Here is a 13,634-nt window from a genome sequence, read left to right as displayed (position 1 = left end):
AGTATGAGCGACGCGGACATCAGTCTCGACGAGAAGCGGGTCTACGGCGAGAAGACCGGGACCACAGAATTATACGTCGCGGCCGAACTGGGTGTGGCCGTCGTCGCCGTCTCGGCCGACATCGTCGGCGAGTTCTCGCTGGCCCACCGCTGTACCGCCCGCGACGTGGCCGCCGGCCCCGACTTTCTGGCCGTCGCCACCGACGAGAACGTACTGGTCAGCGCCGACGGGGGCTACGAGCCGACCGACTTCGGCCCCGCCGTCGCGGTCGGCTTCGACGACGGCGACCTGCTGGCGGCTGGCCCGGACGGTCGAGTCGCCCGCCGTGCGGGCGAGGACTGGACGACGCTCGGCACGGTCGAGGACGTGCGGGCCATCGACGGCGATCTCGTCGGAGCGGCCGACGGCGTCTACCGCGTCGGCGACGGCCTCGACCACGTCGGCCTCACCGAGGCGTGGGACGTGGCGACCGGCGGGACGCCGCTGGCCGCCACGGGCGAGGGACTCTACTACCTCGGGCCGGGCTGGGCGAAGGCGATGGACGGCGAGTTCACGGCCGTCGCCAGCGATCCCGATGGCGGTCTCGCCGCGACCGCCGACGCGCTCTACGCTGGTGAGGGCGAGGACTGGTGCGAGTGCGAGATCCCGACCGAGGAGTCGGTCGTGGCGCTGGCACAGGGGACCGGAAACTACGCCGTCTCCGAACGGGGGACGGTGCTGGTCGACGCCGGCGACGGCTGGCGCTCCCGGGCGCTGGGGCTGCCCGGCGTGAGCGGGGTCGCCGTCGCGCCCGAGGCGTAGGGGTGCGACCGGGCGGTCAGTGCGCGGACATCCCGCTGACGACGTTGAGCAGGACGACGCCGAGGACGATGCAAGCGATGCCGGCGAGTCCCGCGAGATCGACCGTCTCGCCGAAGGCGACGACGCCGACGGCCGCGATGCCGACGATACCGAGGGCGGCCCACGTCGCGTAGACCAGTCCGACGGGGAGTTCCTCCAGTACCAGCGCGAGCAGGTAGAAAGCCGCGCCGTAGCCGACGACGACGCCGACGCTCGGGAGCGGGTTCGAGAACCCCTCCGAGAGTTTGAGCGAGGTCGTGGCCAGCAGTTCCGAGAGGATCGCCGCACCGAGGAGGGCATACGGGTTCACGCGAGAGGAGTCGAACGAGTGACACTAATCGCTTCCGTTTCCCGTCGGAAGCGAAAAGGGGTTTAGCCGCCGCGGCGAGGGGCCGACTATGATCGTCAGTGGGTCCAGTTCCCAGTCGCTGGCCGCCGCGCTGGCCGCGGCGACCGACGCGGACCTCGCGCCCGTCTCCTTCGAGCGGTTCCCCGACGGGGAACTCATGGCACAGGTCCCGTACTTCGATTCCGAGTCGGCCGTGATCGTCGCCTCGACCGACACGAGCGACGCACACGTCGAGTTGCTCCAGCTGCAGGACGCCGTCCGCGAGGCCGGCGCGTCCGATATCACCACCGTGATCCCCTACATGGGCTACGCGCGGCAGGACGCGGCCTTCGAGCCGGGTCAGCCCGTCTCCGCCCGCGCGATGGCGAAGGCGCTGAGTACGGGGACCGACCGCGTGCTGACCGTCAACCCCCACGAGCCCGCCATCGTCGACCACTTCGACGTGCCGGCCGAGACCGTCGACGCCGCCGCCTGCCTGGCCGACCCGCTCCCCGAGGACCTGGCCGAACCCGTCTTCCTCTCGCCCGACGAGGGGGCGATCGACATCGCCGACACAGTCAAGACCGCCTACGGCCGCGGCGAGACGGACTACTTCGAGAAGACGCGGCTCTCCGGGTCGGAGGTCGAGATCGAGCCCCGCGACGCCGACGTGGACGGCCGCGACGTGGTGCTGACCGACGACATCGTCGCCACCGGCTCCACGATGTCCGAGGCCGTCGGTGCGCTGGACGACATGGGTGCCGCCAGAATCTTCGTCACCTGCGTCCACCCGATGCTCGCCGCCGACGCCCGGACGAAACTCGCCCGCGCCGGCGTCGAAGCCATCTACGGGACCGACACGCTGGAGCGGTCGGTCAGCGCCGTCAGCGCCGCGCCGGCGATCGCCGAAAAACTGTAAGTTTCAGTCCGACGCCTCCACCCCACCTTTTTCTCGTTGGGTTCGCTCCCGTTGGTCGCGAACCGCGCTCTGCTCACGGGCCGCGAAGCGGCCCGTTCGCATGGTATGAGGGATCTTCGATCCCTCACTACTCGAAAAATGTGGGCGAAAAAGCCGGTCGCTCACTTCGTTCGCGACCGGTACGATTCGCTAGTCCGACGCCTCGGCCGCCGCGACCGCTTCCACCGCGATCTCCATCGCGACGCCTTCGACCTCCCACTCCTTCCGGAGGCCGTCCTCGACGGCTCCGAACTCGTCGGCGCGGACCTCGTCGGCGATCAGGTCCTCGTGCTCGCGGACGAGGTCGGCCACGCGGTCGTCGCCGATGTCGAGGTCGACGCGGATGCGCGCTTCGAGGTCGAGATCGAGGTCTTTCCGCATCTCCTGAACCCGACGGATCACCTCGCGGGCGTACCCCTCGCTCTCGATGTCCTCGGTGAGTGAGGCGTCGATGTAGACCACACCCATTTCGTCGCCGTCCACGTCGAAGGCCACGCCCGTCACGTCGTCGGGCGTCTGCGTGACGAACTCGACCATCTCCTCCGTGAGGTCCACGGACTCGCCCAGCGCGTCCTCGACGGCGGCTTCGAGCGCCTCGACGGTCGGCTCGTCGACGCTGGCCTCGTTCAGCGCGTTCATGACGCGGCCGGCGTCGTCGCCGAACTCCGGTCCGAGCAGGCTCATGTCCGCTTCGGCGGAGTAGGCGAGTTCGCCCCAGCTCTCGCCGGGTTCGATCAGGTCGAGGTCGCGGGCGTTGAGCCGCTCGGTCAGCAGGTCGCGCTGGCTCTCGACCGCGGCGGCCGTCTCCTCGTCGTCGGCCGCGACGACGACCCGCGTGATCGGCCAGCGGAGGCTGCGTTCGGCCTGCTGGCGCGCGTTCGAGCCGGCTTCCTCGACGGCGCGGGCGACCTTCACTTCGTCCTCGAGTTCCTCGTCCTGCCAGAACGCGTCGGGTTCGGGCCAGTCGCACATGTGGACGGTCTCGTGGCCGGCGTCACCGGTGAGGTTGCCGTAGATCTCCTCGGCGACGAAGGGCGCGAAGGGCGCGATCAGCGCGACCGTCTCCTCCAGCACGCGATAGAGCGTGGCGTAGGCCGCTTCCTTGGAGTCGCTGTCGTCTTCCTCCCACATCCGCTCGCGGACGACCTGCACGTAGAAGCGGGAGACGTCCTCGACGACGAACTCGAGCAGGGCGTGGAGAGCCTTGTCCTGCTCGAACTCCTCGAAGTGCTCGGTCATCGTCTCCTCGACGGTCTGGAGTCGCGAGAGGACCCACTCGTCGACGAGTTCCGTCTCGGCGTGTTCGAGGTCCACAGTACCTGGATCGAACTCGTCCATCCGCATGTAGGGGAGCGGGAACCGGAAGACGTTCCAGAGGATGTTGAGCCGGCGCTGCATCTCGGCCATCTCCTCCCAGGAGAACTTCATGTCGTCGGCCTGGCCGGTCACCGAGAGCAGGAACAGGCGCATCGGGTCCCGGCCGTGGCGCTCGATGGCCTCGCCGGGTTCGACGATGTTCCCGATCGACTTGGACATCTTTCGTCCATCCGAGTCCAGCGCCCAGCCGTGCATCAGCACCTGATCGTAGGGCACCTCGCCCAGCGCGGCGGTACCCATGCCGAGCTGGCTCCAGAACCAGCCCCGCGTCTGGTCGTGGGCCTCGATGATGAGATCGGCGGGCCACAGTTCGTCGAACGCCTCGTCCTGCTCGGGGAAGTTCAGCGTGCCCCACGTCGCGACCGAGGAGTCGAGCCACACGTCGAACACGTCGCCGACGCGGGTGTAGGTGGTGCCGTCCTCGGTAATCGTCAGGTCGTCGACGGTGCCCTTGTGGATGTCGACGCTCTCGGGGTCGATCTCCTGGTCGACGCGCTCTGCGAGTTCCTCGCGCGTGCCGATCACGATGGCGTCGTCCATCCCGCCGTTCCAGTCTTCGGGGGTCCAAATGGGAATGGGAATCCCCCAGTAACGCTGGCGGGAGACGTTCCAGTCGGGCGAGTCCTCGACGAAGTCCCGGAAGCGGTTGTCCCGGGCCTCCTGGGGGTACCACTCGCTGTCCTCGATGTTGTCGAGGAGTTCCTCTTTGATGTCGGTGACCGTGATGAACCACTGGTCGGTGACCATCTGGATGATGCCGGTGTCACAGCGCCAGCAGTGGCCGTAGTCGTGGTGGACGGTGTCCCGCGAGAGCAGCAGGCCCTTCGAATCGAGGTCGTCCATGATCGCCTCGTCGGCGTCCTTGACGAACGCACCCGCATAGGCGCCGGCCGCGTCCTCGTAGACTCCGTCGGGGCCGACCGGACAGAAGATGTCCAGCCCGAGTTCCTGGCCGCGCTCGAAGTCGACCTCCCCGTGGCCCGGTGCGGAGTGGACCAGTCCTGTCCGATCCGCCTCGACGTAGTCGGCGGTGTAGACCTGCAGCGAACCCTCGAAGTCCGGGGCCTCCGGAACCTCCTCCCGGAGCGGGTGGTCGTAGCTCCAGCCGACCATCTCCTCTCCGGTGACCTCCTCGCGGATCTCGTAGTCGTCGTAGCGGCCCTTCGAGAGGACGTCCTCGACGGTCTCCTCGTGGAGATAGAGGACCTCGGTCTCGCCGTTCTTCGTGGTTTCCACGGCCTGGTAGGTGGCGTCGCCGTCGACCGCGACGAAGGTGTTCGCCGGAACGGTCCAGGGGGTCGTCGTCCAGATGACGAGATACGCGTCGCTGCTCGCGGGTCCTTCGTCCCCGCTCGCACGTTCCGAGGCCTCGCTCCGCTCGGCCTCGCGAAGCGGGAATTTGACGTAGATAGACGGGTCGTCGACGTGTTCGTACTCGACCTCGTTGTTGGCGATGGCGGTCTCACACCGCGGACACTGCGAGATGGAGCGCTGGCCCTGCTCGACCAGCCCGCGCTCGTGGGCCTTCTCGAAGCCCCACCAGGCCGCTTCCATGTACTCCGGGCGCACAGTTTTGTAGGGGTCGTCCCAGTCCATCCAGACGCCGAAGGATTTGAAATCCTCCTGCAGGCCCTCCAGTTGCTCCTCGGCGAAGTCCTTGCACTCCTCGATGAATTTCTGCTCGCCGAACTCCTCGATGTCCTTCTTGTTCTCGAAGCCGAGTTTCTCCTCGACTTTCGTCTCGATGGGGAGCCCGTGCATGTCGTAGCCGGGGCGGTCGGTCACGTCGTACCCCTGCATGCGGAGATAGCGGATGTAGCAGTCCTTCAGCGTCTTGTTCCAGGTCGTCCCCATGTGGGCCGCCCCGGAGGTGTAGGGCGGACCGTCGACGAAGAAGTAGGTCTCGCCGTCGGCCCGGTGTTGTTTGGTCTGTTCGTAGGCGTCGACCGCGTCCCAGTACTCGAAGACCCCGTCTTCGAGGTCGTGGGGCTCGTACTGGTCCTCGACCGGCTCGAACCTGCTCATGTGCATCCAATTCGGTGCCGGGACTAAAGGCAAATCGGTCCCGCCGTACCGGGAGCGTCAAGTCGCCGGCGCGCAACGGGCCCACCGATGCCGGAGTTTCCCGACGCCGACGAGCGCAACCCCCTCGCCGAGGACTGCCAGCGATGTCCCGCTCTCGTCGACGGCCGGGAGTGCATCTCCTGGGGCAACGGACCACGATCGGCCGACCTCGTCGTCGTGGGCGAGGCACCGGGCTACGGCGACCCCGACGCCGACCGCTGGCAGGGGGGCAACTGGACCGGCATGGCCTACACCTCTCGCCACTCCGGGCGGCGGATCCGGGGGTTGCTGGCCGAGGCCGGCTACGGTCACGAGGACTGTTACGTCACGAACGCCGTCAAGTGCTTCCCGCCGGATCCCGACGACCCGACGACCAACCGGGAGCCCACGGCCGAGGAACGGGTCAACTGCCGGCCCTACCTGCGCGAGGAGATCGAGACGGTCGCGCCCCGGGCTGTGGTCACGACCGGGAAACACGCCACGCAGTCGGTGCTGTCGATGGTCGACCGCGAGGTCGACGGGTTCCTCGACACGGTCCTCGACCCCGTTCCGTGTCCGGCGCTGTCGACGACCGTGTTGCCATTGCTCCACCCCTCCTATCAGGAGGTGTGGCGCTCGCGGCTGGGGTACACCCGCGAGGAGTACGTGGATGCCATCGGGCACGCGATCGGGGAACTGTGATTCACGAGCGCGGAAGGAAACTCCCAACTGAATTTATCCCGCTCGCAGAGAAAATAACAGTACGATGTCGGACGAACCGGCGGGAACAGAGGCTCCCGTATCGGGGTGGGCGGTCGACGATACGCTAGTCGGTACGCTGGCACGGACGGTCGATGCGGCCTGTTTCAGACTCGACGACGACCGACGATTGCGGGCCGTCACCGACGAGGTGCTCGACCTGACCGGGCGGTCGCGCGAGGAACTCCTGGGCGAACACGTCTCCGTCCTCTTCGAGTCGGCGGACGCGGCCAGAGCGGAGATCGGCCTCCGGCGGCTGGGGACCGACGGCGAGGCGGTCGAATCGGTCGCCGTGGCAGTGACCGACGGCGAGGTGACGACGCCATGCACGCTCCGGCTGGGGCGGGGCGACGACGGGGTCCTCGGCGTGTTGCGACCACGGGCGGACGAGGATGCGGGCGACGGCAGCCACCGGGAGTTCGAGGAGATGATCGACGCCGTGACGGACTACGCCATCTTCACGCTCGACACCGACGGGACCGTCGTCAGCTGGAACACCGGTGCCGAGCGGATCAAGGGGTACACGGCCGAGGAGATCGTCGGCGAGCGGTTCGACGTGTTCTACACGGCCGAGGACCGGGAGGCGGGTGTCCCGTCCCGGAACCTCGCGAGGGCGGTGGAGAACGGGCGCGTCGAGGACGAGGGCTGGCGCGTCCGGGCCGACGGGAGCCGGTTCTGGGCGAACGTCGTCATCACACCGGTTCACGACGACGGCGATCTCGACGGGTTCGTCAAGGTCACGCGGGACATGACCGAGCACCGCGAGCGGGCCCGACAGCTGAAACGCCAACACGACGAGTTGCAGACCGAACTCGGCGACGTGTTCGCTCGCATCAGTGACGGGTTATACGGACTCGATTCGGAGTTGCGGTTCTCGTACGTCAACGAACGCGCGGCCGAGTTACTCGGGCTAGCCGAACACGAGGTGCTGGGGAAGGACATCCACGACGAACTCGACCCCACCGACCGATTCGAGGCCGCGCTGCAGGAGGCTCTCCACGAACAGTCGTCGGTCACGATCGAAGATTACTACCCACCACTCGACGCCTGGTTCGAGAACACGATCTACCCCACCGAGACAGGTCTCTCCGTGTACTTCCGGGACGTGACCGAGCGCAAGGAGCGCGAGCAGGCACTCGCCCAGTCGCGCCGCCGCTACCGGACGCTGATCGAGGAGTTCCCCAACGGCGTCGTGACGCTGTTCGACGAGGAGTTGCGATATCTCGTCGCGGGCGGTGAGGGGTTCGAGAACTACCCGTTCGACGCCGCCGATCTCGAAAATCACCTCCTCGAAGACTGCCTGCCGCCGGAACTCGTCGACCAGATCCGCCCCCACTACGAGGCCGTCTTCGACGGCGCGGAACGGGATTTCGAGGTGTCGTTCGGCGGCCAGACGCTGCAGTTCCACGCCGTCCCGGTCCGGGACGAGGACGGGCGGGTCGTCGCTGGCATGGGGATGTCACAGGACGTCACCGACCAGCGGCAGCGACAGGCGGCGATCGAGACGCGGGTTCGTCAACAGACCGTCGTCACGGAACTGGGGCAACGCGCCCTCGCGGCCGAGAACCTCGACGCGCTGTTCGCCACGACCGTGCAGGTCGTCGCGGAGACTCTCGACAGCGACTACTGCAAGGTGCTCGACCTCGACGAGGACGGTGACGCCCTGTCGCTCCGGGCCGGCGTCGGCTGGCGTGAGGGTCTCGTCGGCGAGGCGTCCGTCCCGGCCGACCGGGACTCACAGGCCGGATACACGCTCCTCTCGGAGGAACCCGTCGCCGTCGAGGACCTCCGGACCGAAGACCGCTTCTCCGGGCCGGAACTCCTCACCTCTCACGGCGTACGCAGCGGGATCAGCGTCGTCGTCGGGACGACCGAGGACCCGTGGGGCGTGCTCGGCGTCCACGACACGGAGCCCAGGGAGTTCACCCAGCAGGACGCCAACTTCGTGCAGGCGGTCGCGAACATCCTCGCGACGGCCATCGAGCGGGTCGAACACGAGCGGACGCTTCGCCACCAGCGCGAACAGCTCGCGGCGCTGAACAACCTCAACGCGATCAGCCGGGGGATCATCCGCGCACTCCTCCGGCAGTCGACTCGCGAGGAGGTGGAGCAACTGGTCTGTGACCGACTGGCCGACTCGAACTCGTATACCTTCGCCTGGGTCGGGACGGTCGACGAGCAAAGCGACGAAGTCGTCCCCCGAGCCGAGGCCGGCGTGACCGACTATCTCGACGACGTGACCATCCGTGTCGACGACAGCGACGACGCCCAGGGCCCGACCGGACGGGCGTTCAGGACCAACGAACTGCAGGTCTCACGGAACGTCCAGACCGATGCCGCCTACGAGCAGTGGCGCGACCACGCCGAGGAGTACGGCTACCGTACGTCGGCGGCGGTCCCGATCAGCTCCGAGAACACCGTCTACGGTGTGTTGAACGTCTACACCCAACGGCCCGACGCGTTCGACACCGAGGAGCTGGCGGTGTTGGGCGGGCTGGGCGACGTGATGGGTCACGCGATGAACGCCATCGAGCACCAGCGCCTGCTGATGAGCGACGAGATCACCGAGGTCGAGTTCCGTATCCGCGATCTCTTCGGACACCTCGACCTCGACGACGGGTCGGGGACCGTCACCGTCGCGGAGACGATCCCGACCGGCGAGGGCCAGTACCTGGCATACGGGACCGCCAGCGAGGAGGGTCAGGAGTGGCTGGACGCGCTCGTCGAGGCGGTCCCGCACTGGGAAGAGCTGAACTACGTCGGGATGGCCGGGGACGGCTACCGGTTCGAACTCCGTCTGGACGATCCGCCATTGCTGTCGCTACTGAGTGCCCACGGTGGCCGCGTCAGGACCGCCCGGATCAAAGACGGGGACTACCACATGACCGTCGAACTCCCGCCGGACGCACCAGTCCGGGCCGTCGTCGACGGCGTCCAGGAGACCTACCCCGAGGCCGAGATGCTCGTCCAGCGCCGAACGACACTGGACAGCCGCGACGTTGGCTATCTCGGGATCGACCTCGACGAGATCCTGACCGAACGCCAGCTAGCCGCCGTCGAAGCGGCCTACTACGCCGGGTTCTTCGACTGGCCCCGCGGGAGCACCGGCGAGGAGGTCGCCGAGGCGCTGGGAATCTCGCCGCCGACCTTCCACCAGCACCTCCGGGCGGCCGAACAGCACGTTCTGCGTGCGCTCCTCGACCCCGACGACAGCGCCGACGGGCGCTAATTCGCCACACGGCGGCGGGGAACGGGGGCGATCTCCAAACCGTTTAGGCAGGCGGCTTTTGCCCCACAACGGTATGTTCTGCACTGTGATGTACGACGAAACCGCCGCGCGATCCGGCACGGAGGTCGGCACCGCTGATGCGTTCTCCGACCGCGAGGGACACGTCCGCGCTGCGGTCGAAGCGCGTGGCGAGACCACCGTCGGCGAACTCGCTGAGACACTGGCAACCCGGCTGGACGGCGACCGCGACGCCGCCACGCGCCACGAGGTCGCACTGGTACACGTCCACCTCCCGAAACTCGACGCCGCCGGCCTGATCGAGTACGACAGCGAGTCCGGGACGGTCAGGGCCAAGCCGGGGACCCCCGACCCCGTCGCCCGGTGGCGACGCGAACCCCGAGACGGCGACCGTTCGTTCGACGGTCGGGCCACCTCGGGCGAGGCCCCCACGCCCGGGCGCTACCGGGACCGCCGCCGGACGGTCCGGTCGGTACTGACGGCCTGTGCACCGGGCGAGCGAACGACCCTGTCGGTCCTCGCGGTCGCCGTCACCGTCAGCGAGCGGGGCGGCGAGGCCGTCGATTACGGGAGCGTCCGCGCGATGCTCCACCACGTCCACCTGCCGAAACTCGACGCCGCCGGGGTCGTCGACTACGATCCGACGACGCGAACCGTCCGCTACCGTGGGGACGATTTCGGTGACCACGGCCGGGACGGAGCGGCGACACGCGGCGGCGATGGCGACCGCCGACAGGGGGGCGGCGACGGCTCGGTCTGGACCGTCAGCGGCCGCGCCGACGCCCGGGAGCGCCAGCGGGCGCTGTTCGACCACGCCGACGAGTCGCTCGTCTATCTGGCGGCGACGCCGGAGATGGTGACCGACGACTGTCTCGATCACCTGCAGGCGGCGGTCGACCGGGGCGTGGCCGTGACCCTCGCCGCGACCACGGAGTGGGGCACAGAGCGCATCGAGACCGCAGTGCCCGACCTCTCGGTCCGGTCCGTCGACGGCGAGCGACTCGCCCCGCTCCCGGGCGACCACGGCCGGTTCGGGAGGCTGGTGCTCGCCGACCAGCGAGCGGCCCTCGTGGGGTCCCGGGGCGGCGACGAGCGGGCGGTCACGGTCGAGGGCGCGGACCACGACCTCGTCGCGGCCATCGCGGAGCTTGTCGAGGCGACCGACGGGGTCGACTTTCCTGCGGCAGATTCGTCACCGCCGCTCCCCTGATCGGCGGGGGACGTGGCCGCCGGTCGGCCGGCGGGGGAGCCTATATACCAGTGCTGGCCGAACGGACGGGCAATGACGGCAGTCGTGGAGGTGTTCCGGGGCGTCGTCGGGACGAATCCGGTCGTGATGGGGCTCGTCGGCGGGCTCGTCATAGCCGGCCTGAACCTCTTCGGGGCGTCGCTCGTGTTTCTCTGGCGGGACCCCAGCGAGCGAGGCCTCGACGGCGCGCTCGGCTTCGCCGCGGGCGTGATGCTCGCGGCCGCGTTCACGAGCCTCATCGTCCCCGGCATCGAGGAGTACGCCGGCGGCGACCCCATCCCGGTCCTCGTCGGTCTCGCGCTCGGCGTGCTCTTTCTCGACCAGGCCGACCGGCTGGTTCCCCACGCTCACTATCTGCTGACCGGCGAGCGCCGGACCGACGCCGCCGATCCCGGGGAGTCCGTCCCCGGCCTCGACGACGACCGCCTCGCGCCGGTCGTCCTCTTCATCCTCGCCATCACGCTGCACAACATGCCCGAGGGACTGGCCGTCGGGGTCGGATTCGGGGCGGTCGCACAGGCCACCGACCCCGCGGCGGCGGAGGCGGCACTGGGCCAGGCCATTTCGCTCATGCTCGCCATCGGCATCCAGAACGTGCCCGAGGGGCTGGCGGTGTCGGTCGCGGCGATCAACGCCGGCCTCGACCGGCGCTTCTACGCCGTCGTCGCCGGCCTCCGCTCGGGCATCGTCGAACTCCCCCTGGTCCTGCTGGGCGTCCTCGCTGTGACGCTCGTCGAACCCCTGCTCCCCTACGCGATGGGCTTTGCCGCCGGTGCGATGCTGTTCGTCATCTCCGACGAGATCGTCCCCGAGACCCACGTCCGGGGCAACGAGCGGGTCGCCACCCTCGGGACGATGCTCGGCGTCATCGTCATGCTCTATCTGGACGTGTCACTGGGGTGACCGCCCGCCGTCGCGACCGAACTCGACGCTCGATTTGGCCGACGAAACTATACCTCGATTTTCCATAGTTTATCGAAATGGTGTCACGTGAAGTCGCGCTGAAGGCCGGCGCTGTCGTCGCGGTCGTGCTCGTTCTCGGAGTCGTGACGGTCAGCGCGCTGGCCGTGACCGGTGCGTTCGCCGCGCCGACGGTCGAATCGACCAGCTACGAGTGGGGGGCCGTCACCGACGAGACCACCGAAATCCGGACGAGCGTCACGGTGGACAACCCCAACCCCGTCGGGGTGCCGGGCGTCGTGAACGTCGCGTACACGGCCCGGCTGAACGACGTGACGCTGGCCCGCGGGGAGCGCTCCGGCGTCGGGTTCGGCACCGGAACGAACACGATCACCCTCACCGCGGCGATGGAGAACTCGAAGATCGCCGACTGGTGGGTGACCCACGTCAACGGGGACGAGCGGTCGGAACTCACCGTCGACGCGACCGTGACCGCCCCCGGGTTCTCCCGTGAGATTCCCGCCCGCTCCTCGGCCGTCGAGACCGACATCCTCGGCGGGTTCACGACAGCGGAACCACGACAGGTCCAGTTCCAGGGTGACCCCTTCCTGAACCTCCGGAACCAGCGAGCCAGCTGGGGTGAGGCGACCGCGGAGACGACGCCCCTCTCCTTTGCCGCCGACGTGGAGAACGTCCACGACTACCCCGTCACGCTTTCCGGCGTCGAGTACGTCGTCGAGATGAACGGCGTCGAACTCGGGACCGGCCACCGGGAAGCTGGGCTGAACGTCGCGCCCGGCGAATCGGGCTCCATCGACGTGACCGTCGGGCTCGACACGCCGAAGATGGCCGACTGGTGGCGCGAGCACGTCACCGACGACGAGGTGAGCGACCTCTCGGTCCGGATGTACGGCTACGTCGTCCGGGACGGCGAGCGCCAGCGCGTCCCCATGCGCGTGTTCGACCGGACGCTGCGACTGGAGACCGACATGCTCGGCGGCGGGGGAACGAGCGTCTCGCCGGTCGAAACCCCCGAGAACGAGAGCGACTACGAGTCCCCGACGGTCACCGAGACCGACCAGCGGTGGGGCGCCGTCACCGACGACACGACGGCGATCGTGACCGACGCGACTCTCGACACGCCCGACGATCCGGGACTGGCCGCCCTCCTCTCGCTGGACGTGCGCCAGTCGACGACGATCAACGGCATCACGGTCGCCGAGGGCTCGACCGCCGTAGACAGCGTCGAACCCGGCTCCGACACGCTCTCGCTGACCAGCCTGAAGGACAACGGCGCGGTGCCGGAGTGGTGGGCCCGGCACCTCAACGACGGCGAGCGCTCCCGGGTGGTGACGACCCCGACCGCGACCGCCGACGTGGGTGCGACCAAGTTCGACGCCGACCTCGGGACCCGTGAGAGCGTCTTCGAGACCGACCTGCTCGCCGGCATGAACGGTGACCGGAACGAGGAGGTCCAGGTGCAGGGCCGGACCGCGATGGTCGTCACGGGCGTCGACTCGGCGTGGGGGCGAGCGACCCCGGAGACGGCCCCCATCCAGACACGCACGTCGGTCCGGAACGAACTCGCCACGCCCGTGACCGTCGAGTCGATCCACTACTCCGTGGCGACCAACGGCGTGACGCTGGCCGACCGGAGTGTGCAGGTCGGCGAGGTGATCGACCCCCGGTCGAGCGACACCGTCGAGGCCCGGATGGTACTCGACAACTCGAAGATGGATCGCTGGTGGGTGCGCCACGTCCGCAACGGCGAGCGGTCGACCTTCGACGTGGACGTGGAGGCCACCGTCTCCGTCCTCGGCCAGCGCGACCGCGTCGCGCTCGACTCGCTGGGTGCGGAGTCTGCCATCGAGACCGACGTGTTGAACGGCAGCGAGGGGTGAGGAGGTCGGCGGAACGGTCACTCGTTCTGGTC

General features: G+C 68.6%; 9 protein-coding genes. 7 read left to right on the top strand and 2 right to left on the bottom strand.

Annotation, left to right across the window (positions count from 1 at the left end):
- The first annotated feature begins 3 nt into the window (after window positions 1–3).
- Window positions 4–801: a hypothetical protein gene (locus BV210_RS07255; protein WP_077205986.1), complete on the top strand. Its 798-nt coding sequence runs from the start codon at window positions 4–6 to the stop codon at window positions 799–801.
- A 16-nt stretch (window positions 802–817) separates the two neighbouring features.
- On the opposite strand, the gene BV210_RS07250 is transcribed toward BV210_RS07255, so the two are convergent.
- A complete protein-coding gene (locus tag BV210_RS07250) occupies window positions 818–1,150 on the bottom strand; it encodes a multidrug efflux SMR transporter (RefSeq protein WP_077205985.1) in 333 nt (110 codons plus the stop codon).
- Window positions 1,151–1,238: 88 nt separating this feature from the next.
- Here BV210_RS07250 and BV210_RS07245 point away from each other — a divergent pair, with 88 nt between their 5' ends.
- Window positions 1,239–2,087, top strand: coding sequence for a ribose-phosphate diphosphokinase (locus BV210_RS07245; protein ID WP_077205984.1), 849 nt, complete (start codon window positions 1,239–1,241; stop codon window positions 2,085–2,087).
- 189 nt (window positions 2,088–2,276) lie between these two features.
- Here the strand turns inward: BV210_RS07245 and ileS are convergent, their stop codons facing one another.
- Window positions 2,277–5,528: an isoleucine--tRNA ligase gene (ileS, locus tag BV210_RS07240; protein WP_077205983.1), complete on the bottom strand. Its 3,252-nt coding sequence runs from the start codon at window positions 5,526–5,528 to the stop codon at window positions 2,277–2,279.
- 87 nt (window positions 5,529–5,615) lie between these two features.
- On the opposite strand from ileS, the gene BV210_RS07235 reads away from it, so the two are divergent.
- From BV210_RS07235 to BV210_RS07215, 5 genes are all read left to right on the top strand, one after another.
- Complete coding sequence (locus tag BV210_RS07235) at window positions 5,616–6,248, top strand: uracil-DNA glycosylase family protein (RefSeq protein ID WP_077205982.1); 633 nt, start codon at window positions 5,616–5,618, stop codon at window positions 6,246–6,248.
- A gap of 64 nt (window positions 6,249–6,312) precedes the next feature.
- Window positions 6,313–9,534, top strand: coding sequence for a PAS domain-containing protein (locus BV210_RS07230; protein ID WP_077205981.1), 3,222 nt, complete (start codon window positions 6,313–6,315; stop codon window positions 9,532–9,534).
- 88 nt (window positions 9,535–9,622) lie between these two features.
- Window positions 9,623–10,762, top strand: coding sequence for a hypothetical protein (locus tag BV210_RS07225; RefSeq protein ID WP_077205980.1), 1,140 nt, complete (start codon window positions 9,623–9,625; stop codon window positions 10,760–10,762).
- Window positions 10,763–10,834: 72 nt separating this feature from the next.
- Window positions 10,835–11,704, top strand: a complete 870-nt coding sequence (locus tag BV210_RS07220; protein WP_077205979.1) for a ZIP family metal transporter — start codon at window positions 10,835–10,837, stop codon at window positions 11,702–11,704.
- A gap of 77 nt (window positions 11,705–11,781) precedes the next feature.
- The gene (locus BV210_RS07215) at window positions 11,782–13,602 is read left to right on the top strand and encodes an LEA type 2 family protein (RefSeq protein ID WP_077205978.1); all 1,821 of its coding nucleotides are present in this window, start codon (window positions 11,782–11,784) and stop codon (window positions 13,600–13,602) included.
- Window positions 13,603–13,634: the final 32 nt, after the last annotated feature.

The sequence above is a fragment of the Halorientalis sp. IM1011 genome (assembly GCF_001989615.1).
In the GTDB taxonomy this organism is placed as follows: domain Archaea; phylum Halobacteriota; class Halobacteria; order Halobacteriales; family Haloarculaceae; genus Halorientalis.
The sequence above is the reverse complement of the archived record's forward strand: the minus strand, read 5'-3'. Positions and strand labels throughout refer to the sequence as shown.

Bases quoted from the DNA above. Each gene is read 5' to 3' on its own strand.
- BV210_RS07255 (WP_077205986.1), top strand. From the start codon at position 4: ATGAGCGACGCGGACATCAGTCTCGACGAGAAGCGGGTCTACGGCGAG.
- BV210_RS07245 (WP_077205984.1), top strand. From the start codon at position 1,239: ATGATCGTCAGTGGGTCCAGTTCCCAGTCGCTGGCCGCCGCGCTGGCC.
- ileS (WP_077205983.1), bottom strand. From the start codon at position 5,528: ATGAGCAGGTTCGAGCCGGTCGAGGACCAGTACGAGCCCCACGACCTC.
- BV210_RS07235 (WP_077205982.1), top strand. From the start codon at position 5,616: ATGCCGGAGTTTCCCGACGCCGACGAGCGCAACCCCCTCGCCGAGGAC.
- BV210_RS07230 (WP_077205981.1), top strand. From the start codon at position 6,313: ATGTCGGACGAACCGGCGGGAACAGAGGCTCCCGTATCGGGGTGGGCG.
- BV210_RS07225 (WP_077205980.1), top strand. From the start codon at position 9,623: ATGTACGACGAAACCGCCGCGCGATCCGGCACGGAGGTCGGCACCGCT.
- BV210_RS07220 (WP_077205979.1), top strand. From the start codon at position 10,835: ATGACGGCAGTCGTGGAGGTGTTCCGGGGCGTCGTCGGGACGAATCCG.
- BV210_RS07215 (WP_077205978.1), top strand. From the start codon at position 11,782: ATGGTGTCACGTGAAGTCGCGCTGAAGGCCGGCGCTGTCGTCGCGGTC.